Raw genomic sequence first — 19,406 nt, 5'->3', positions numbered from 1 at the left:
GCGCGTTGGTGCGGCCGGGTACCGTCTCACCGATGTCTGACGTGCCTTCCCAACTCGTCGCTGACCGGTACCGGCTGCTCGCGCCGCTCGGTCAGGGTGGCATGGGCCGGGTCTGGAGGGCACGTGACGAGGTGCTGCACCGGGACGTCGCCATCAAGGAGTTGGTCCCGCCGCCCAGTCTGACCGACGACGAGCGCCGCGAGATGCGGGAGCGGTCGCTGCGTGAGGCGCGGGCGATCGCCCGGCTCAACCACGTCAACGTGGTGCGCATCTTCGACGTGCTGCGTACCGACGGTGACCCGTGGATCGTCATGGAGTACGTGGCGTCGAGGTCGTTGCAGGACACCCTCGCCGAGGACGGGCCGGTGCCCCCGGCCCGCGCGGTGGAGATCGGCCTGGGCGTGCTGGGCGCGCTGAAGTCCGCCCACAAGGCCGGGGTGATGCACCGGGACGTCAAGCCGGGCAACGTGCTGCTCGGCACCGACGGCCGGGTGGTGCTGACCGATTTCGGACTGGCCACCATTCCCGGCGACCCGAACGTCACCCGGACGGGAATGGTGCTGGGCTCGCCCGCGTACATCGCGCCGGAGCGGGCCCGGGACGGCACCGCCGGGCCGGAGGCGGACCTCTGGTCGTTGGGGGCGACGCTCTACGCGGCCGTGGAGGGCAAGTCGCCGTACGCCCGGCCGTCGGCGATCGGCACCCTGGCCGCGCTGGCCACGGAGCCGCTGCCGCCGGCCAGGAACGCCGGCCCGTTGAAGCCGGTGCTGACCGGCCTGCTCCGCAAGGACCCGAGCGAGCGGATCACCGCCGAGGTCGCGGAGCGCATGCTGCGCCGGGCCGCCGGCAAGCGCGCCAGGGGCATCTCACTACTCGACGGGGTACGCCGGCCGGGGCCGAACGGCCCACGTGAGCCGCGTACGCCGGTGGTGCCGGCACCCCGCCCCGCGCAGGGCGGGGGCGCGAAGACCTCGTCGTCCCTGGCCGCCGCGGCGGGGGCCGCCACCGGTGCCGCGGCGGCGAAGGCGGCGTCGGACAGCGCCGCCGCGCGGGCCACGGCGGGTGGTGCCACCGCTACGGGCGGCGCTGCGGAGGCGACTGTCGTCACCGGGGCGTCGACCACGGGTGCGGACGCCACCACGAAGATGTCGGCCGGAGTGGACGCCGGGCCCACCACGAAGGTCACCCCACCGGGTGGCGTCGACGACGCGCCGACCAGCCTGGTGGAGCCGGCCGGCACTACGCCCACCGGTGGGGCCGCGTCGGTGGCTGCGGATGCCGCACCGACCGGTGGGGCCGTCCCGTCGAGCGACGCGGACGCCGCACCGACCGGTGAGACCGTCTCGTCGAGCGACGCGGACGCCGCACCGACCACCCGGGTCCCCGGGTCGACGCCTGCGGAAACCGCGCCGAAGGCCGGTGTGCCGACCGATGCCGGGCCGTCCGGCGCGGTCGCCCCGGCGGCCCGCGCCGGCCTCGACCCGGCCCCGCCGGCCAACCCCACCGCCGTGCTGGACACGCCGGTCAGCCCGTCCGCCGGGTCCGCCGGGGTCGCCTCCGTCCCGGTGTACGACGGGACGCCACCGGACCACAAGCGACGTAACCTACTGATCGGCGCGCTGGTCGCGGTGCTGCTGGTGGGATTGGCGCTGGCCGTCCCGTTGCTGACCAGCTCCGACGAGCCGGGGGACGGCACCCCGCAGGCCGACCCGACGAGCGTCGCCGCGTCCTCCGCCGCCCCGACGTCGGCTCCGGCGGCTCCGCCCCCGACCAGCGCCGCGCCCAGCCCGACGCCGTCGGCCACCCCTTCCACCGACCCGAACGCGCTGCCTGAGGGCTGGGAGATGTACCAGGGGCCGACGTTCAAGGTCCCGGTGCCGAAGGGCTGGCGGCGCAGCGTCCGTTCCGACGCGGTGGTCATCACCGAGCCGAACGGGGTGCGGGAACTGCTCATCCAGTGGACGCCCAGTCCGAAGAAGGACGCGGTCGCCGACTGGAAGGGCCAGGAACCGTCCCGGAAGAACATCGTCAACAACTACCAGTACCTCGACATCAAGGCGTGCGGCGGTTACCGCACCTGCGCCGACTGGGACTGGTTGGAGAGCCGGGACAACACCCGCATCCACGTCCGCAACCGGGGCTTCGTCACCGCCACCAACCGGGGCTACGCGATCCGCTGGGAGGTGGCGGCGAAGGACTGGAACGCCAACCTGGACAACTTCGCCCTGATCACCAGCCGGTTCGTGCCGGACCGGAGGAACTGACCCGGGGGATTCCCGCCAGGGGTGAAATCGTTTCGCATGACTTTCCGTCATCCGGGGTATCTGACCCGGGACGACGGAAGGAGGTAGCGAGATGAGTTACCGACGCAGGGATGCCCGGCCGAGACTGGCACTGTGGATGCTCGTCGCCCTCGGCGATGTCGTCCTGCTGCTGTTGAGCGCCGGCGTGGCCGCGCTGGTCGTGTCGATCGCCGTCGTGACGGTCGCCGCCGCCGGGGTCGCCGCCTGGCGGCTGAGCCGACGGACCGCGATGCCCACCGCCACGGATGCCGTGACCATGCCGTTGACCAGCCGGAAGAGCGCCTGACCCGACGGGCTCCACGAATCGCGACGGCGGCAGCCGGACCAGCCATCGACCCTACGGTGATGACCGGTCCCGCTGCCGCCGAGCCGGCTGTGGGGGCGGTCAGGTGTTGTTCGCGAGCGCGACCAGCCGGGACCGGGTGCCGTTCCAGTAGTTGCGGTCGACGTTGCCGCTGATCCCGGAGACGCTGCCGGTGCTGGTGTACTGCCAGAAGCTCCAGACCGAGGCGCCGGCCGGCAGGGTGCCGGGCGCGCTCGCCCAGCGGGCCACCCAGAGCGGGTGGTTGGCCCACGGGCCCGTCCAACTGCCGGTGCACTGGTTCCACCAGCTCGTGGTGGTGTAGATGACCGCGTACCGGCCGGTGCGGGAGCGGTAGGTGTTGAGGAAGTCCTGGATCCAGTTGCGCATCCCGGTGGTGGACAGCCCGTAGCAGGTGCCGCCGCTGTACGGGTTGGCCTCGACGTCGAGCGCGGCCGGCAGGGTGCGGCTGTCCGCCGACCAGGCCCCGCCGTTGCTGGCGAGGTAGTTGGCCTGGGTGGCGCCGGAGGAGATGTTCGGCCGGGCGAAGTGGTATGCGCCCCGGATCACCCCGGCGTTGTAGGCGTTGACGTAGTTGGTGTTGAAGTCCGGGTCCTTGTAGCTCGTACCCTCGGTGGCCTTGATGAAGGCGAACTCGATTCCGGCGTTGCGGGCGCTGGTCCAGTTGATGGAGCCCTGGTAGTGGGAGACGTCGACGCCGGCGGTGGTGGCGGCGGCCGCGGGTCCGGCCGTGGCGACGAGGGCCGTGGCCGCGGTGGCGGCGACGGTGAGACCGGCGGCGAACAGCCGGCGCAACGAGAATCTGGTACGGGTCATGGATTCCTCCAGGGACGCCAATCGATTGACGCCAATCTTTGGAGATTCCTGCCCTTGATCGCAAGAGGTCCTAAGGAAACTTTCATCGACAACGGTCGAGTGGATGTCTGGTGATCCGAACCGGTCAGGGCAGGCCAGCGGCGGTATCAGGCAACGGATCGGCTCAGCGCAGCGCGGCCGGGTCGAGCTGCCAACGGAACGGCGTTCACCGCCTCGAACGCCAGCAGCCGGCCCGCCGCAGCCTCGGCGCTGTTGGCCAGCAGGCGGGACACCAGCTGGTGCCGCTTGCTCGGAGCAGGGCGCACGATCAGGCTCCCGTCGAGCAGTTCGATCCGGCTCGGGGTGTCGCCCATGGCGAGGTAGTCGGCCTCGGTCCAGAGACCGACGTGGTGTTCCAGGGGAGCCGCGCTCACCGGCCCTCACCCCCCGTTCCGCTCGCCGCCCGGTCAGTCTCACACGGTACGAGGCGACGAGCGTCGAGCAACACGAACCGGCCGGGTAGGCTCCCCGGCCATGGTGTCGATCGACGGGCTGGGCGACCTCTGGGACCGGCTGTTCAGCGCCCAACCCGACCCGCCGCCCCTGCTGGTGGTGCTCACCGCCCTGGCCGCGCTGGCGGTCGTCGCGGTCCGGTCGTCCTGGCGGGTCGCCCGCAACGCGGTGACCATCGCCCACGAGGGGGGTCACGCCCTGGCGGCGCTGCTCACCGGGCGGCGGCTGCACGGCATCCGGCTGCACTCGGACACCTCCGGCCTCACCCTGAGCGCCGGCCGTCCCACCGGCCCCGGCATGATCCTCACCCTGCTCGCCGGGTACGTCGCGCCGTCGCTGGTCGGCCTGGGTGGTGCCTGGCTGCTCGGCGGCAACCGGATCACCCTGCTGCTCTGGGTCGCGGTCGCGCTGCTGCTCGCCATGCTGCTGCTGGTCCGCAACGTCTTCGGGATGCTCTCCCTGCTGATCACCGGCGGGGTGGTGCTGCTGGTCTCCTGGTACGCCACCCCGCAGGTGCAGGCCGTGTTCGCCTGGACCTCGGTCTGGTTCCTGCTGATCGGCGGCGTCCGGCCGGTCTTCGAGCTGCAACGGATGCGTAGCCGGGGCCGGATGCCCGAGTCCGACGCCGACCAGTTGGCCCACCTGACGCCCTTCCCGGCGTTGCTCTGGGTGTTCGTCTTCGGGCTGGTCAACCTGTTCGCCCTCGCCGTCGGCGCGGTCCTGCTCGCCGGGCCGCTGCTCACCAGGGCCGGCATTCCGCTCTGAGGCCGTCCACCCGGGCCGCTGCACCGCGACCGCACCTCCAGCGGCATCCCGCGTCGAGCCGTCGGGGGCCGTGCGGTACCCGCACCTGCGGACGACGCCGGTTCGCCGACCTGGCCGGATGCGGGCAGAATCGGTCCGATGCGATACGTGATCATCGGAGCGGGCGCGGTCGGCGGCACCATCGGCGTACTGCTGGGAGAGGCCGGGCGCGACGTCACACTGGTGGCTCGGGGCGCGCACCTGGACGCGATCCGCCGCCGGGGGCTCACGCTGCGTACCCCCGACCGGTCGGTGACCTGGCGTGGGCCGGCCACCGGCGGGCCGGGCCCGGAGCCGCTGCCGGCCGACACCGCCCTGGTACTGACCGTCAAGTCGCAGCACACCTGGGCCGCCCTGGACGCCTGGGCGGACACCCCGGTCGTCGGCGGTGGCACGGCCGGGCAACGGTTGCCCCTGTTCACCGCGCAGAACGGGGTGGCGAACGAGCCGACCGCGCTGCGCCTGTTCGCCCATGTCCACCCGGTCTGCGTGTGGTTGCCGGCGACCCATCTCGACCCGGGACGGGTGATCGCCAGTGGTCACCCGTACCCGGGGATGTTGCACCTGGGCCGCTATCCGGCCGGTGCCGACGAGACCGACGTGGCGGTGTCGGCGGACCTGACCGCCGCCGGCTTCGTCGCCCCGGTGCGGCCCGACGTGATGCGGTGGAAGTACGGCAAGCTGTTGAACAACCTCGGCAACGGGGTGCAGGCCCTGCTCGGTGGCGACCTTCCCGGCTGGCTGCTCGACCGGGTCCGGGCCGAGGGCGTCGCCGTGCTCGCCGCCGCCGGCATCGCGCACTCCAGCGAGGACGAGGAACGGACCGAGCGGGGTGACCGGGTCGGCACCCGGCCGGTCGACGGGCAACCCCGCAGCGGCAGCTCGACCTGGCAGAGCCTGACCCGGGCGGCGGGTTCCACCGAGGCCGACCACCTCAACGGTGAGATCGTGCAGCTCGGCCGCCGGTACGGGGTGCCCACGCCGGCCAACACCGCCGTGCAGATCGCGGTCCGCCGGCTGGCGCGGGAACGACTGCCCGCCGGCACCTTCCCGCTGGCCGAACTGACCGACCTGGTGCAGCGACCAGAATGATCGGCTGACCACGCAACCCACCGGTGTGCGGCGCGCGTGTCACCTGCGACCGCCACGGGGAGGTACCAGGGTGCCGGACGTCGACGGGTTCGACGAGTTCTACCGGGGCAGCCGACACCGGCTGCTCGGCTTCGTCTGCGCGCTCACCGGCAACCTGGCCGAGGCGCAGGACGCCGTGCAGGAGGCGTACGTGCGCGCCTGGCAACGCTGGTCGACGGTGAGCGGGTACGACGACCCGGAAGCCTGGGTACGGGTGGTGGCCTCCCGGATCGCGGTCAGCCGTTGGCGCAGCCTGCGCAGTCGGGCCCGCGCCTACCTGCGGCACGGGGCGACCGAGAGCGTACCCGGCCCCGGCACCGACACCCTGGAAGTGGTCGCCGCCCTGCGGCAACTGCCCGAGGAACAGCGCATCGCGCTCGCCCTGTACTACCTGGTCGGCATGCCCGTCGCCGAGGTGGCCCGGCAGACCGCAGCCCCGGTGGGCACGGTCAAGGCCCGGCTCTCCCGGGGGCGTGCCGCGCTCGCCGGGCTGCTCACCGTTGCTGACCTGGAGGAGGTCTGATGGCTGAGGATCCGACCTTCGTCGACCGGCTGCACCGGGACCTGCGTGCGGTCCACTGGCCCGAGCCGGCGGAGATCCGGGCCCGCGCCCGTCGTCGGGCCCGTCGGACGGCGGGGCTGTCGGCGGTGACGGTGCTCGTGGTGCTGGCCGGCTCCGCCGCGCTGGTGACCGGGCGGTCCGCCGGGCTGCCGTCACCCACCGCCCCGGTGGCGGCCTCGGACTCCGCACCGGTCGTCTACCCGGCCCGGACGGAGATCCCCCTCGCCGCCCTGCTGACCCCCGCCGACCTGCCCGTGCGGACCGGGGCCCGGCTGGGCGGGACGGGGCTGGCCGAGACCGTCCAGGTCGACCCGCTGCTCGAATCGTGCGGGCGGGAACGTGCGGTCGCCGCCCAACTGCCGGTGTCCCGCGCCTCCCGTTCACAGACCCTGCTGCGTCCCGGAACCCGCACCGACCTCCCGGTCGCCCAGGTGCTGAGCCAGGACGTCTACCGGATCGAACCACCCCGGGGCCGGTGGCTGTTCGGGGAGATCTACCGGCTGCTCGACGCCTGCGCGACGTGGACCCTCGGCGCGTCCCTGCTGACCGCCGATCAGCAGCCGGCCCGCACCGGGCAGGAGCACCGCTGGGAGCCGGCGGCGAGAGACTTCGCCGGTGACCAGTCGGTGCTGCTACGGCACGTGACGTCGCAGCCCCGGGCGCAGGCCGACGGGGAGCCGGCCGGCCGGCCGACAGCCGTCGAGGCGACCCTGGTGGTCCGGGTCGGTGACCTGGTGACCGTGGTCGCGCCCGCCCCGGAAACGGTCGCCGACCGGGCCGACGGCACCGGTCCGGAGCTGACCCAGGCCGCCCTCGTCGCGTTGGGCGGGAGAGCCGCGAAACGCCTCTGCCCGGCCACCGACGCGCCCTGCTGACCGGCCCGGGTTCCCCCGGGCCCTGCTGACCGGCCTACTGGCTGCCGGCCCTGACCGGCCCGCTTGCCCCCGGCGGGGTCCTGCTCTGCTGCCCGGTGCGCGCCAGGGCGGCTGCCCGGCCCACCGTCGGCACGCCCGGGGCCGGGTCGGCTACAGCGGGATGTTGCCGTGCTTCTTCGGCGGCAACGTCTCCCGCTTGGTCCGCAGCACCCGCAGCGCCCGGACGATCTGGGTCCGGGTCTCGTGCGGCGGGATCACCGCGTCGACGTACCCGCGCTCGGCGGCGACGTACGGGTTGGCCAGGGTGTCCTCGTACTCGGCGATCCGCTCGGCCCGGACGGCGGCGGGATCCTCGGCGGCGGCCAGCTCCTGCCGGTAGAGGATGTTCACCGCGCCCTGCGCACCCATCACCGCGATCTGCGCCGTCGGCCAGGCGAAGTTCAGGTCCGCCCCGAGATGCTTGGAGCCCATCACGTCGTACGCCCCGCCGTACGCCTTGCGGGTGATCACGGTGACCTTCGGCACGGTCGCCTCGGCGTACGCGTAGAGCAGCTTCGCGCCCCGGCGGATGATGCCGTCCCACTCCTGGCCGGTGCCGGGCAGGAACCCGGGAACGTCCACGAAGGTCAGCACCGGGATGTTGAACGCGTCGCAGGTACGCACGAACCGGGCCGCCTTCTCCGAGGCGGCGATGTCGAGGGTGCCGGCGAAGTGCATCGGCTGGTTGGCGACCACCCCCACCGGGCGGCCCTCCACCCGGCCGTAGCCGACCACGATGTTCTGCGCGTAGAGCGGCTGCACCTCCAGGAACTCGCCGTCGTCGAGGACGTGCTCGACGACCCGGTGCATGTCGTACGGCTGGTTGGCCGAGTCGGGGACCAGGGTGTCCAGTTCCCGGTCGGCGTCGGTGACGTCGAGGTCGGCCGGCGCGTCGAGGACCACCGGTTCGTCCAGGTTGTTCGACGGCAGGTAGGACAGCAGCGCCTTGACGTAGTCGATCGCGTCGTCCTCGTCGGTGGCCAGGTAGTGCGCGTTGCCGCTGCGCGTGTTGTGGGTACGCGCGCCACCCAGCTCCTCCATCGCCACGTCCTCGCCGGTGACCGTCTTGATGACGTCCGGGCCGGTGATGAACATGTGCGAGGTCTGGTCGACCATCACGGTGAAGTCGGTGACCGCCGGGGAGTAGACGGCGCCACCCGCGCACGGACCCATGATCAGCGAAACCTGGGGGATGACCCCGCTGGCCCGTACGTTGCGGAAGAAGATGTCGCCGTAGAGGCCGAGCGAGACGACGCCCTCCTGGATGCGCGCGCCACCGGAGTCGTTGATCCCGACCACCGGGCAGCCGATCTTCATGGCCAGGTCCATCACCTTGACGATCTTTTCGCCGAAGACCTCGCCGAGGGAGCCGCCGAAGACGGTGAAGTCCTGGGCGAAGACGCAGACCTGCCGGCCGTCCACGGTGCCGTAACCGGTGACCACCCCGTCGCCGTACGGGCGGGTGCGGTCCAGGCCGAAATTGGTGGACCGGTGCCGGGCGAACTCGTCCAGCTCGACGAAGGAGCCCTCGTCGAGCAGCAGCTCGATCCGCTCCCGGGCGGTCTTCTTGCCCCGCGCGTGCTGCTTCTCCACCCCGCGCGCGCCCGCGTGCACCGCCTCGTCGACCCGTCGCTCCAGGTCCGCCAGCTTGCCCGCAGTGCTGTGGATGTTGGTCCCGGTCTCGGTAGTCACCCTGGGAATATAACGATGGTTCAGGCCGACGCGGCTGTGCAGTACGCCTCAGTAGCTTCCGGCGGAGGCTGGCCGGGCGGCGGCGTCGGCCCCGGCCCGTAGGCTGGCGGGATGCCGGGTTCGCCGTACACCGATCTGGATCGACCGCCGCTGTCGGCGGCGCGGCTGTCCCGGGCGTTGACCCCGCCGGTGGGCCCCTGGCGGCGGCTGGACCTGCGGTCGGAGACCGGCTCGACCAACGCCGACGCGGCCGACGCCGCGCGGGCCGGCGAGCCGGAGGGCCTGGTCGTGGTCGCCGAGCGGCAGACCGCCGGCCGGGGCCGACGCGGTCGGGTCTGGCAGTCACCGCCGCGGGCGGGCCTCGCGACCAGCGTCCTGCTGCGGCCCGGAGAGGCCGTCACCGAGCGCGACTGGCCGCCCGCGCCCCCGACCGGGTACGGCTGGCTGCCGCTGCTCGCCGGTGTCGCGCTGGTCGAGGCGGTGTCCCGGCTGGCCGAGCTGGACGCCGGGTTGAAGTGGCCCAACGACCTGCTGGTCGGCGAGGCCAAGTGCGCCGGCATCCTGGCCGAGGCGGTGCCGGCGGCCGGGTCGGCCGAGCCACCCGCGATCGTGCTCGGCATCGGCCTGAACGTGACGCTGCGCGCCGACGAACTGCCGGAGAACCCGACCGGCCTGCCGGCCACCTCGCTGCAACTGGCCGGGGCCACCGCGACCGATCGTGATCCGCTGCTACGGGCCCTGCTGCGCGGCCTCGCCGACTGGTACGACAGGTGGCGGGCGGCCGGCGGTGACGCCGACGCGTGCGGCCTGCGGGAGGCGTACCTGGCCTCCTGCGCCACGGTGGGCCGGCAGGTGCGGGTGCTGCTGCCCGACGGTTCCGCGTTGACCGGGCTCGCCACCGGGGTGGATCCCGACGGGCACCTGCTGGTCGACACCGCTGCCGGTCAGCGGCGGCTGGCCGCCGGGGACGTGCTGCACCTGCGCTGACTCCGGTCGTCTGCGGTCGGTTCGTGCGTGGGGTGCACGGCGGGCCACCCGGCTGATCCGGCGGGTCGTGTCGACCGGTTACGGTCAGCGCGTCCGGTTGTCGGCTAGGAGGTTCCCGTGGCGTTCCCCGAAGACGTGCTCACCGAGGACGAGCACGTCGTCCTGCACCTGCACCCGCACTGGAAGGCGCTGCTGCGGCCGGTCCTGGTGCTGGTCATCGGTGTCGCGGCGGTGGTGGCGGGCTGGCTCCTGCTGCCCGACGGTGACGGTGGCGCGCTGGTGCTCGCCGTGGTCGCCGGTCTGTTCCTGATCGCGGTGCTCTGGCTGGGGTTGTGGCCGTTCCTGGTCTGGCGCAGCACGCACTACCTGTTCACCAACGAGCGGGTGCTGCTCCAGGAGGGGGTCTTCTCCCGGCACCGGCGGGACCTGCCGCTGGCCCGGATCAACGACCACTCGATGACCCAGCGGTTCACCGAACGGCTGCTGGGGTGCGGCACGCTCACCATCGAGTCGGCCGGCGAGCGGGGGCAGTCGGTGCTCGTCGACGTGCCCCGGGTCGACCGGGTGCAGACCACCCTCTACGAGCTGGTGGAGGCGCAGCACGACAAGCACACGCTGGGCGACGGGGAGATGCGCGACATCCTGGCCGACATGCGGGAGGGCAAGCCGCTGCGCGACACCACCGGCTGACCCGGGCGGGGTGCGCGACGGCCCCGGGACGTTCCCGGGGCCGTACCGGTCGGATCGTGCGACCGGGTCGGTCAGGCGCGTGGCGCGCGGTTGGTGCCGGCGTGCAGCTCGGTGGGCAGTTTCGCGTTCAGGTCACCACCGGCCGCCGTCCGGCCGACACCGCTGCTTCCGCCCCGGGCCTGGGTGAACACCGTTTCGGTGGCCGGCGCGGGGGTGCGCGGCGGTTCGGTGGCGGGTCGGAGCGTGGGGCCGGTGGTCGGGCCGGGTCGTGGTTCCGGCTGGGCCTGGGCCTCCTCCAGCTCGCTGACCGATTCGGCCAACTCGGCCACCGGGTCCAGTTCGGCCATGGTGTCCCACTCGTCCCGCTTGATGGCGTGCCAGCTCTCCTCGGCGTGCCGGGGGACCGGCTGGAAGACGAAGGTCCGGTAGGACCAGAACCGGAACAGGGTGGCGAGCAGTACGCCGCCGGTCTTCGCCACGTTGAGCGCGAGCAGGCTGTTGAACCCGAGGCCGTACTTGGCGGCGGCGAGCACGCCCAGTTCGATGATCAGGCCGGCGCCGTTGAACAGAAAGAAAAGGGCGTATTCGCGCTTAAGTGCTGATTTGGGACGATCCCGGTACGTCCAGTGACGATTCATCAGATACGACGTGATGGTCGCCACGATGGTGGCGATGACCGTCGCCTTCAGTTGACCGTCGACAAAGACCGTGAGTGCCAGGGCATTGAACACCGCGTAATTGATGACGGTGTTGACGCCCCCGACGATGCCGAATTTGAGCGCCTCGCGGATGAACTTCTGCCAGCGCTCGGGCAGCAGACGGACAAGACGCATGCGCAACACCTTAGGGCAGTGGACGATGCCGGAGGCTCCGGCTGGACGGGGAGGGCGACCGCTCACGACCCGGGCGACGGGTCGTCGGTGGTCGCCTCCGGAAGCGGGGGAGTTCCCGCTTCGACGAAGACGAACCGTCGGTACGACCAGAACCGGAACAGCGTGCCGAGCGCGGTGCCGACCACGTAGCTGGCGATGTTGTCGGCCAACGGGGTGCGGAAGACGTCGGGCCAGATGCTGCCCAGGCCGTAGCGGCTGCCTGCCAGGCAGGCCACCGCGATGCCCAGGCCGACCGCGTTGAAGAAGAAGAACAGCGCGTACTCGCGGGCCGGGTTGGAGCGGACCCGGTGCCGCCAGGTCCAGAACCGGTTGCCGACGAACGCGACAGTCGCCGCGATCACCGTGGAGATGACCCGGGCGGTCACCGGCTCCATCCCGCGGGCCAGCGTGAGGAAGTTGAACAGCGCGAAGTCGACCAGGAAGGCCACCCCGCCCACGGTGGCGAACTTGCTCAACTCGCGGATGAGGTGACCGAACCGGTCCAGCAGCGAACGGACCAGACCCGGGCGGGTCTGTGGGGTCCCCGGTTGGTCCCCGGTCATCGTCGCGGCCACCTCGCGAGCGTACCGGTTGCCGGCTGATCGGACGGGGCACCACCGGCGACCTGTCGCGCGCCGCGCGCCGATCCGCCCGGACGCCCGGTTTCTCCGTCGCCGGCCGTCCGTTCTCGCGGTCACCGGCAGTTCGCCTGAGGATTTGCGTGAAACTGCGCGTGAAAGCGGGTATCAGCTCGTGTTACCGCAGCCGGGCGGCACCTTGTGCAGTTGTTCACAACCAGTCCCACTGACTCGCGGGTCCGCTCGGTTTACGCTGAGGCCAATCCCAGGTTTCCACGAAGGCGACGCGGCCCGCGTCCGCCGAGACTCGTGCATCCCATAAATCGGTCAGCGTCGACCACAAGGAGATGAGTCATGGTTGCTCCGGCTACTGTGCGGGGGATCGATCAGGCCCCCACGACCCACCCCAAGCTGCTCGCCTGGGTCCGGGAGATCGCGGAACTGACGACCCCGGACCGGGTGGTCTGGGTGGACGGAACCGACGAGGAGTGGCGGCGTCTCACCGACGAACTCGTCGACAGCGGGACCCTGATCCGGCTCAACCCGGAAAAGAAGCCGAACTCCTTCTACGCCCGCACCGACCCCACGGACGTCGCCCGGGTCGAGGAGCGCACCTTCATCTGCTCGGTGGACGAAGCGGACGCCGGCCCCACCAACAACTGGATGGCGCCGGCCGAGATGAAGCGGACGATGACCGAGTTGTACCGGGGTGCGATGCGCGGCCGGACGATGTACGTCATCCCGTTCTGCATGGGCCCGGTCGAGGCCGAGAACCCGATGTTCGGCGTCGAGATCACCGACAGCCCGTACGTGGTCGCCTCGATGCGGATCATGACCCGGATGGGTGCCGCCGTGCTGGAGGCGATGGGCGACGACGCCGACTTCGTGCACGCGTTGCACTCCATCGGCGCCCCGCTCGCCCCCGGCCAGTCCGACGTGGCCTGGCCGTGCAACGAGACGAAGTACATCTCGCACTTCCCGGAGAGCCGGGAGATCTGGTCCTTCGGCTCCGGTTACGGCGGCAACTCGCTGCTGGGCAAGAAGTGCTACTCGCTGCGGATCGCCAGCGTGATGGGGCGGGACGAGGGCTGGCTCGCCGAGCACATGCTGATCCTCAAGATCACCTCGCCGGAGGGGAAGGTCTACCACGTGGCGGGCGCGTTCCCGTCCGCCTGCGGCAAGACCAACCTGGCCATGCTGGAGCCGACCATCCCCGGTTGGAAGGTCGAGACCATCGGCGACGACATCGCCTGGATGCGGTTCGGCCCCGACGGTCGCCTCTACGCGGTCAACCCGGAGTACGGCCTGTTCGGCGTCGCCCCGGGCACCGACTGGAAGACCAACGCCAACGCGATGCGCACGCTGGACCGGGGCAACTCCGTGTTCACCAACGTCGCCCTCACCGACGACGGTGACATCTGGTGGGAGGGCATGGGTGAGCCGCCGGCCCACCTGACCGACTGGAAGGGCAACGACTGGACGCCGGAGAGCGAGCAGCTCTCCTCCCACGCGAACAGCCGCTTCTGCACCCCGATCACCCAGTGCCCGATCCTGGCCGACGACTACTTCGACCCCAACGGGGTACCGATCGACGCGATCCTGTTCGGCGGGCGTCGCCGGGACACCATCCCGCTGGTCACCGAGGCCCGCGACTGGGTGCACGGGGTCTACCTGGGGGCGACGCTCTCCTCGGAGACCACCGCCGCCGCGTCCGGCGCGGTCGGCGTGGTGCGCCGCGACCCGATGGCGATGCTGCCGTTCATCGGCTACCACGCCGGTGACTACTTCAACCACTGGATCGAGATGGGCAAGGGCGTTGACGGGGACGCCGCCAAGCTGCCCAAGATCTACTACGTGAACTGGTTCCGCAAGGACGCCGAGGGCAACTTCCTCTGGCCCGGCTTCGGCGAGAACTCGCGCGTACTCAAGTGGGTCGTCGAGCGGCTCGAGGGCACCGCCGCCGCGGTGGAGACCCCGATCGGCATGGTGCCGACCGCCGACGCGCTGGACGTCGACGGGCTCGACATGACCCCCGAGGACGTCCGGATCGCCCTGAAGGTCGACCCCGAGGAGTGGCGCAACGAGTTGCCGCTGGTCACCGAGTGGTTCGAGAAGTTCGGTGACAAGCTGCCCGCCGTCCTGTGGTCGGAGCTGGACGCGCTGCGCGCCCGGCTCGACGCTGAGCAGCCACGGTAACCGGACACCGGGCAGCCTCCGTCGCGGCGCGGCGGTGACAGGTGTGCCGGGGGCCCGTTGCGGGCAACATCACCAACCATGAGGACGGCCGCCGTGACCCCGCAGGTCCGGCGGCCGTCCGCCGTCCGGGTGTTGACCGTCCTGCTGGCGTCGACCGCCGCCGCCACCGTCGTGGTCGAGCTGCTCAACTGGTGGTACGCCCCGGAGCAGGAGTTCGGCCTCGCGGTACGCACCGGCTGGGCGATGCTGCGCTCGTTGGGTTTCCTGGTGCTGATCGGGCAGGTGAACCGGGGACGGGCCGGGGCGAAGCCGTTCGGGCTGATCCTCGCCGTGACCACCGTCTTCGCGGTCGGCCGGCTGGTGGTGCCCCGGCAGGGCGTGCCGCCGCTGCCCGGCCTGCTCGGCTTCGCCGTGCTCACCGCGCTCTGCGTCGCCGTGGTCGTGCTGCTCTACCGCTGCGACGCGGTCACCGGGCATCTGGTGCGCCACCGCCGGGGCCTGGTGGTCGAGGGCGGGACGATCGCCTGGCGGGAGGTCGCCCCGAAACGCCCCCAGGTCACCGGTTGGCTGCTCACCGCCCGGGTGGCCGCCTTCACCTACAGTCCGCTGATGCTGGTGCCCGCGCTGGTGGCCGGCGGCGCGGTGCTGGACGGCCGGCTCGCCGCCGTACCGGTGGTGCTGCTCTGGTTCGGTGGCGGCATCGTGGTCAGCTATCTGGTGCTGTTCTGTACGGCGTTCCTGATGCGTGGCCGACCCTGGGCCCGCCGCCTGCTGGTGACGGTCACCCTGGGCGTCCTCGCGGTCAACATCCCCCTGTGCTGGTGGCTCCTCGGCCTGGACGGCCTGATCCGCGACGGCGCCCCCCTCCTGGCAGCCGCCACCCTCACCCTCTACTCCCTCCACCGAGCCACCGCAGCCCCCGCCCCCGAGGTCCCGCCCCGGTGATCAAGAGGTTTCGGTCAGCGGCCGGCGGTGGGATGGCGTATTTCTCTTGATCACGCCCGTAGTGCGCCCACCGAAGCACTGATATTCGGTGCGGGTCGCTACGCTGCAGGGTGATGACTCTGCGGAACCTTATCTACTCCGTCTACGAGCGCCGGTTGACGGCCAGGCTCGCAGGTCGGCCGGTGCCCCGGCACGTGGGCGTGATGTGCGACGGCAATCGTCGGTGGGCGCGGGAGATGGGCCTCGTCGATCCGAACGACGGGCACCGGATGGGTGCCGAGCGGATCAAGGAGTTGCTGCGCTGGTGTGACGCGGCCGGGGTGGGTCACGTCACCCTCTGGTTGCTCTCCACCGACAACCTGTCCCGGCCGGCGGAGGAACTCGACCCGCTGCTCCAGATCATCGAGGATCTGACCACCGAGCTGGCCGAGGAGGGCAACCCCTGGCGGCTGCGGATGGTCGGTGCGCTCGACGTGCTGCCGACCCAGCACGCCCAGGCGCTCAAGGCCGCCGAGGAACGCACCCGGGAGCGCAGCGGCGGCGCCCAGGTCAACATCGCCGTCGGGTACGGCGGCCGGCGCGAGATCGCCGACGCGGTCCGTTCGCTGCTGGTGGAGCACGCCGCCAAGGGCGGCACCATCGAGGAACTGGCCAACTCGTTGGACGTGGACCACATCTCGGAGCACCTCTACACCCGGGGCCTGCCCGACCCGGATCTGATCATCCGGACCAGCGGCGAGCAGCGCCTGTCGGGCTTCATGCTCTGGCAGTCGGCGCACTCGGAGTTCTACTTCTGCGAGCTGAACTGGCCGGACTTCCGGCGGGTCGACTTCCTCCGCGCCCTGCGCTCCTACGGCACCCGGCAACGCCGCTACGGCACCTGACCCACCGACGCGACCGGGCGGGCCGTCCACGGCACCCCGGAGAACGCCCGCGCGGCTGCGGTCAGCTCAGCTCAGGTCAGGTGGTGTACGGCCCGGGTGAGGAAGTCGCCCAGCGCGGCGGGCGAGTCGATGGTGAGGTCGGCGGCCTCGGCGACCTCACGGCCGGTCTCCGGATTGGCCACCGCCACGCAGACGCCGAGGAAACCGGGGTCGGCGGCGGACCGGGCGCGCAGCGCCGCGAACGCCTTGATGTCGGAGACGTCGTCGCCGAAGTACCAGGCACCACCGGCGTCCCGGACCACCTCGCCGATGACCAGCCCCTTGTCCCGGTCGACGGGCGGCTTCAGCTCCAGCACCATCCGGCCCGCCTGCACCCGCAGCCCGAGCCGTTCGGCCTGGGCCCGGCCCCACTGCTCGACCGTCGGGCCGAGCTGCTGGGCGGTACGCCAGTGCAGCGCGACGCTCAGCCGCTTGAACTCCACCAGCGCCCCGGCGGGCAGTTCGGCGCGGGCCAGGTCGGCCAGTTCGGCCATGGTGGGCACCCAGGGCAGCGCGGCGGGTTCGGTGACCGTCTCGCCGCCGGAGTGGCTGTGCTCCAGGCCGTAGAGGCCGTAGAGGTCGATCCCGCTGAGGCCACCGAGGTGGTCGCGGAGGAAGTCGACGGGGCGGGCGGAGACGATCGCCACCCGCTGCACCACCGGGGCCAGCGCCTCCAACGCGGCGAGCACCTTGGGGGCGGGGCGTACCGCGGTGGGGTCGTCGTCGACCGGCGCGAGGGTGCCGTCGAAGTCGAAGAAGAGGACGGTGTCGGCGGCCCGCTCGGCGGTGGTACGCCAGGCGTGCTCAGCATCCAGCGGAATCGGTGGCTGCTGGTTACCCAGATTCAACGACGGCACGCGCGACAGCGTACCCCGGGGGTGGTGGCTGATTCGTGGCTTCGGAGTGGCTTCTTGACACCGGCGGGATGGGCTGATCGTGGTGCGCCTCAGCGCTCGGCGGCTCCCCGGCCGCGTCGTCCCAACGGCACCACTGTGGCCTGCCGGCCCTGGTTGAGCAGGTAACCCTCGACGAAGCCGGTGTTCCGGTCGCCGGTGCGGGCCTCGATCTCGTTGAGCCGCGCCACCATGAAGTCGGTGAGCGCGCTGACCCGGTCGTCGAGTCGGTCGTGCAGTTCGGCGACCACCGCCAGGACGACGGCGGTGCCGGCGGCGGTGAGGGCGAAGAGGTTGACGACCAGCGGAATCTGCCCACCGGTGCCCAGGCCGACCACCAGGTTCGCGGTCACGCACGCGGTCAGGGAGACTGCCGCGACCACGACTGCCCACCATTTCAGGGTCATGGACAGACCCCTCCTTCTGTCCCGCAGGGCTGAGTTCGGCCTTGTCCCGTCCCCCCGCCGACGACGAGCCCAAGCAGTACGGATACGGACGCTAGCGTGCCCGTTGCGGCCCCGGAGCGAAACGGTCGGGTCTGCTCAGGCGTTCTTTCGCCATCTGAGGAACTACCCGGCCTGCTCGCCTCCATTTCGGACATCGAGGGGGAGCGTAGGGCGGTATGCGAGATAACGGATGGTTTCCCGGATGTGGAACTTCTCCGCGTCCGACACGGCGGGATCGACCAGCCGGCGCAGCAGCGCCTCGACGTCCGGGTCCATCGGAGGGGTGTTCGCCGCACCCCGGGGAGCGGCGGCCCGGTCCCAGCCGAGGGCGGTGAAGGCGGCGGCGGGGTTGAGGCCGAGCCCCTCACAGAACGCCACCACCCGTTCGGCCTCCGGGTCGCTGGCCCAGTCGCCGCGGACCCACCGGTTGATCGTCTGGCGGGAGACGCCGGTGCGGCGGGAGACCTCGGTGCCGGTCCAGGCCCGCATGGCCCGGGCGTCGTCGAGCGCCCGGCGAACGAAGGTGGCGAATGCGATCTTCCGGGCGGGGGCGGTCTCGGTCACCCCGTGACGGTACGGCCGTAACGCCCGTCCGGGGTGCCCGGGGCGGATCTTTGTCACGCATGTGAGACGCGCTCACCGTGCGACCCGACGCCTGTTGATTCCTCGCTTCATGGGTGTTTACCTGGGCATAATAGCCGCGTTGCGGGTCGGGGGGAACCGGGCAAAAAGCTGATACTGTCACGCTCATGGGACATTCTACGGTTTGTCACGTGCTTGAGACGATCACTGCTCACATGCGTCACGCGTCCGGTGCCAGGGGGGCGCGGTGACCGAACTCACGACCCGCGCCCAGGCGTTCGGCCTGATCGCGGAGGGGGTCGCCGCAGGACTCAGCGCACCCTGGCGGCTCTACCTGGCCCGCGGTTGCCGCTACCTGTCCCTGAGCGTCGGCGACCGGGACGAGTGGAACGCCTGGCGGACCCATCTGGGCTGCCCGGAGATGAGCGTCCGGGTCTACGACGCCGGGGGCGAGATCCGACGGTCCTCAATGGCCGAGGTCGTCCTGGACGGCTGCCGGATCAGCGTGGAGCTGGTCGAGGAGGTCAGCACCGAGGACCTGGAACGGTTGCTGGTCGTCGATCCGAGCCCGGCCGAGCCGGAGGACCGGTGATCCGGCCGACGCGGCCCACCGGAGCCGCCCGATGAGCCCGCTCCTCGCCGTGTTCCTCGTCCTCGTGCTGGGTGCGACCAGTTACGCCGCCGGTCGGTTGCACGGCCAGCTCAGCTACCGGATCGGCTACCGCTTCGGCTACCGGCAGGGTTACTTCGACGGGGACCGGGGCGCCTGGAACCGGCGTCGGCGTGACGCCCAGGCGGTGCTCGCCTCGGCGCTCGCCGTCCCGACCGGGACGGCTGCGGCTGCGGCTGGACCGTCCGCCCCGGCGGTCCGCCAGGGCACCACCTACGCCGGCTCCTCGTTCACCGCGCCGCCGGGCCCGGTCGCCGTCCGTTCTGGCCCGATGGCCGCCCCGCCTGGTCCGGTCGCTGCCCGTCCCGGGCCGGTCACCGGTCGTCCGGGGCCGGTCACCGGTCGGCACCCGACCGGCACGCTGGTTCGCCGGACCGGCTGAACCGCAGGGGCCACCTCCGTCGGTCACGGCGGACGCGGCCCAGCAGCTGGCTCGTCACCCTCCACGGCGTCGTCGGCGATGTCGACCGCGTCGGACGGGTGACGCGGTTCCACCGGCCGGGATGCGCGCAGGGGGCTGGCATCCCGGCCGGTCCGCCGTCGGTCACCGCACCGGGGGCGGATCCTCGTCTGCCTCTAGCCGAGGCG

The 19,406-nt window shown here is 71.8% G+C and carries 21 protein-coding genes; 13 read left to right on the top strand and 8 right to left on the bottom strand.

The genetic code is table 11. From position 1 onward, the window contains the following. Positions 1 to 32: 32 nt before the first annotated feature. Together JQN83_RS34170 and JQN83_RS19635 are read left to right on the top strand one after the other, a co-directional pair. Complete coding sequence (locus JQN83_RS34170; RefSeq protein WP_208568594.1) at positions 33 to 2,264, top strand: serine/threonine-protein kinase; 2,232 nt, start codon at positions 33 to 35, stop codon at positions 2,262 to 2,264. Between the two features lie 91 nt (positions 2,265 to 2,355). Beyond that, positions 2,356 to 2,589: a hypothetical protein gene (locus JQN83_RS19635; protein WP_088643959.1), complete on the top strand. Its 234-nt coding sequence runs from the start codon at positions 2,356 to 2,358 to the stop codon at positions 2,587 to 2,589. 99 nt (positions 2,590 to 2,688) lie between these two features. Here the strand turns inward: JQN83_RS19635 and JQN83_RS19630 are convergent, their stop codons facing one another. After that, positions 2,689 to 3,441 carry a GH25 family lysozyme gene (locus JQN83_RS19630; RefSeq protein ID WP_208568593.1) on the bottom strand — a complete coding sequence of 251 codons (753 nt, stop codon included), beginning with the start codon at positions 3,439 to 3,441 and terminating at the stop codon, positions 2,689 to 2,691. Positions 3,442 to 3,587: 146 nt separating this feature from the next. Further along, positions 3,588 to 3,854 carry a PDDEXK family nuclease gene (locus tag JQN83_RS19625; protein ID WP_244252782.1) on the bottom strand — a complete coding sequence of 89 codons (267 nt, stop codon included), beginning with the start codon at positions 3,852 to 3,854 and terminating at the stop codon, positions 3,588 to 3,590. A gap of 100 nt (positions 3,855 to 3,954) precedes the next feature. Here JQN83_RS19625 and JQN83_RS19620 point away from each other — a divergent pair, with 100 nt between their 5' ends. The 4 genes from JQN83_RS19620 to JQN83_RS19605 all read left to right on the top strand — a co-directional run bounded on the left by JQN83_RS19620 (position 3,955) and on the right by JQN83_RS19605 (position 7,305). Next, entirely contained in the window at positions 3,955 to 4,698 is a 744-nt protein-coding gene (locus JQN83_RS19620; protein WP_208568592.1) for a M50 family metallopeptidase, read from the top strand. A gap of 138 nt (positions 4,699 to 4,836) precedes the next feature. Continuing rightward, the gene (locus JQN83_RS19615; protein WP_208568591.1) at positions 4,837 to 5,829 is read left to right on the top strand and encodes a ketopantoate reductase family protein; all 993 of its coding nucleotides are present in this window, start codon (positions 4,837 to 4,839) and stop codon (positions 5,827 to 5,829) included. Positions 5,830 to 5,899: 70 nt separating this feature from the next. Further along, complete coding sequence (locus JQN83_RS19610; protein ID WP_208568590.1) at positions 5,900 to 6,391, top strand: SigE family RNA polymerase sigma factor; 492 nt, start codon at positions 5,900 to 5,902, stop codon at positions 6,389 to 6,391. Then, the gene (locus JQN83_RS19605; RefSeq protein ID WP_208568589.1) at positions 6,391 to 7,305 is read left to right on the top strand and encodes a hypothetical protein; all 915 of its coding nucleotides are present in this window, start codon (positions 6,391 to 6,393) and stop codon (positions 7,303 to 7,305) included. The genes JQN83_RS19610 and JQN83_RS19605 overlap by 1 nt, the downstream gene beginning before the upstream one ends. A gap of 150 nt (positions 7,306 to 7,455) precedes the next feature. On the opposite strand, the gene JQN83_RS19600 is transcribed toward JQN83_RS19605, so the two are convergent. Then, positions 7,456 to 9,036 carry an acyl-CoA carboxylase subunit beta gene (locus JQN83_RS19600; RefSeq protein WP_208568588.1) on the bottom strand — a complete coding sequence of 527 codons (1,581 nt, stop codon included), beginning with the start codon at positions 9,034 to 9,036 and terminating at the stop codon, positions 7,456 to 7,458. A gap of 111 nt (positions 9,037 to 9,147) precedes the next feature. Here JQN83_RS19600 and JQN83_RS19595 point away from each other — a divergent pair, with 111 nt between their 5' ends. Together JQN83_RS19595 and JQN83_RS19590 are read left to right on the top strand one after the other, a co-directional pair. Further along, positions 9,148 to 10,023, top strand: coding sequence for a biotin--[acetyl-CoA-carboxylase] ligase (locus tag JQN83_RS19595; protein ID WP_208568587.1), 876 nt, complete (start codon positions 9,148 to 9,150; stop codon positions 10,021 to 10,023). Positions 10,024 to 10,140: 117 nt separating this feature from the next. Beyond that, a complete protein-coding gene (locus tag JQN83_RS19590) occupies positions 10,141 to 10,713 on the top strand; it encodes a PH domain-containing protein (RefSeq protein WP_208568586.1) in 573 nt (190 codons plus the stop codon). Between the two features lie 71 nt (positions 10,714 to 10,784). Here JQN83_RS19590 and JQN83_RS19585 read toward each other — a convergent pair whose 3' ends face one another. Next, on the bottom strand, positions 10,785 to 11,546 hold the full coding sequence (locus JQN83_RS19585; protein ID WP_208568585.1) for a GtrA family protein: 762 nt from the start codon (positions 11,544 to 11,546) through the stop codon (positions 10,785 to 10,787). Between the two features lie 62 nt (positions 11,547 to 11,608). Then, positions 11,609 to 12,148 (bottom strand): GtrA family protein, encoded by a 540-nt coding sequence (locus JQN83_RS19580; protein ID WP_208568665.1) that lies wholly within the window; start codon positions 12,146 to 12,148, stop codon positions 11,609 to 11,611. 369 nt (positions 12,149 to 12,517) lie between these two features. On the opposite strand from JQN83_RS19580, the gene JQN83_RS19575 reads away from it, so the two are divergent. The 3 genes from JQN83_RS19575 (at position 12,518) to JQN83_RS19565 (ending at position 16,188) form a co-directional block, all read left to right on the top strand. Next, positions 12,518 to 14,359, top strand: a complete 1,842-nt coding sequence (locus JQN83_RS19575; RefSeq protein ID WP_208568584.1) for a phosphoenolpyruvate carboxykinase (GTP) — start codon at positions 12,518 to 12,520, stop codon at positions 14,357 to 14,359. Positions 14,360 to 14,437: 78 nt separating this feature from the next. Beyond that, positions 14,438 to 15,304, top strand: coding sequence for a hypothetical protein (locus tag JQN83_RS19570; RefSeq protein WP_208568583.1), 867 nt, complete (start codon positions 14,438 to 14,440; stop codon positions 15,302 to 15,304). 113 nt (positions 15,305 to 15,417) lie between these two features. Beyond that, positions 15,418 to 16,188 (top strand): isoprenyl transferase, encoded by a 771-nt coding sequence (locus JQN83_RS19565; protein ID WP_208568582.1) that lies wholly within the window; start codon positions 15,418 to 15,420, stop codon positions 16,186 to 16,188. Positions 16,189 to 16,259: 71 nt separating this feature from the next. Here JQN83_RS19565 and otsB read toward each other — a convergent pair whose 3' ends face one another. From otsB to JQN83_RS19550, 3 genes are all read right to left on the bottom strand, one after another. Then, positions 16,260 to 17,084, bottom strand: coding sequence for a trehalose-phosphatase (otsB, locus tag JQN83_RS19560; protein WP_208568581.1), 825 nt, complete (start codon positions 17,082 to 17,084; stop codon positions 16,260 to 16,262). A gap of 89 nt (positions 17,085 to 17,173) precedes the next feature. Beyond that, the gene (locus JQN83_RS19555; protein WP_208568580.1) at positions 17,174 to 17,527 is read right to left on the bottom strand and encodes a hypothetical protein; all 354 of its coding nucleotides are present in this window, start codon (positions 17,525 to 17,527) and stop codon (positions 17,174 to 17,176) included. A gap of 162 nt (positions 17,528 to 17,689) precedes the next feature. After that, positions 17,690 to 18,130 (bottom strand): XRE family transcriptional regulator, encoded by a 441-nt coding sequence (locus JQN83_RS19550; RefSeq protein ID WP_208568579.1) that lies wholly within the window; start codon positions 18,128 to 18,130, stop codon positions 17,690 to 17,692. Between the two features lie 265 nt (positions 18,131 to 18,395). Between JQN83_RS19550 and JQN83_RS19545 the strand changes: the two genes are divergently transcribed. Together JQN83_RS19545 and JQN83_RS19540 are read left to right on the top strand one after the other, a co-directional pair. Further along, the gene (locus JQN83_RS19545; RefSeq protein WP_208568578.1) at positions 18,396 to 18,740 is read left to right on the top strand and encodes a hypothetical protein; all 345 of its coding nucleotides are present in this window, start codon (positions 18,396 to 18,398) and stop codon (positions 18,738 to 18,740) included. Positions 18,741 to 18,771: 31 nt separating this feature from the next. Then, positions 18,772 to 19,200, top strand: a complete 429-nt coding sequence (locus tag JQN83_RS19540) for a hypothetical protein (protein WP_208568577.1) — start codon at positions 18,772 to 18,774, stop codon at positions 19,198 to 19,200. The last annotated feature ends 206 nt before the right edge of the window (positions 19,201 to 19,406 follow it).

It is taken from the genome of Micromonospora antibiotica, assembly GCF_017599305.1.
Lineage (GTDB): Bacteria > Actinomycetota > Actinomycetes > Mycobacteriales > Micromonosporaceae > Micromonospora > Micromonospora antibiotica.
The sequence above is the reverse complement of the archived record's forward strand: the minus strand, read 5'-3'. Positions and strand labels throughout refer to the sequence as shown.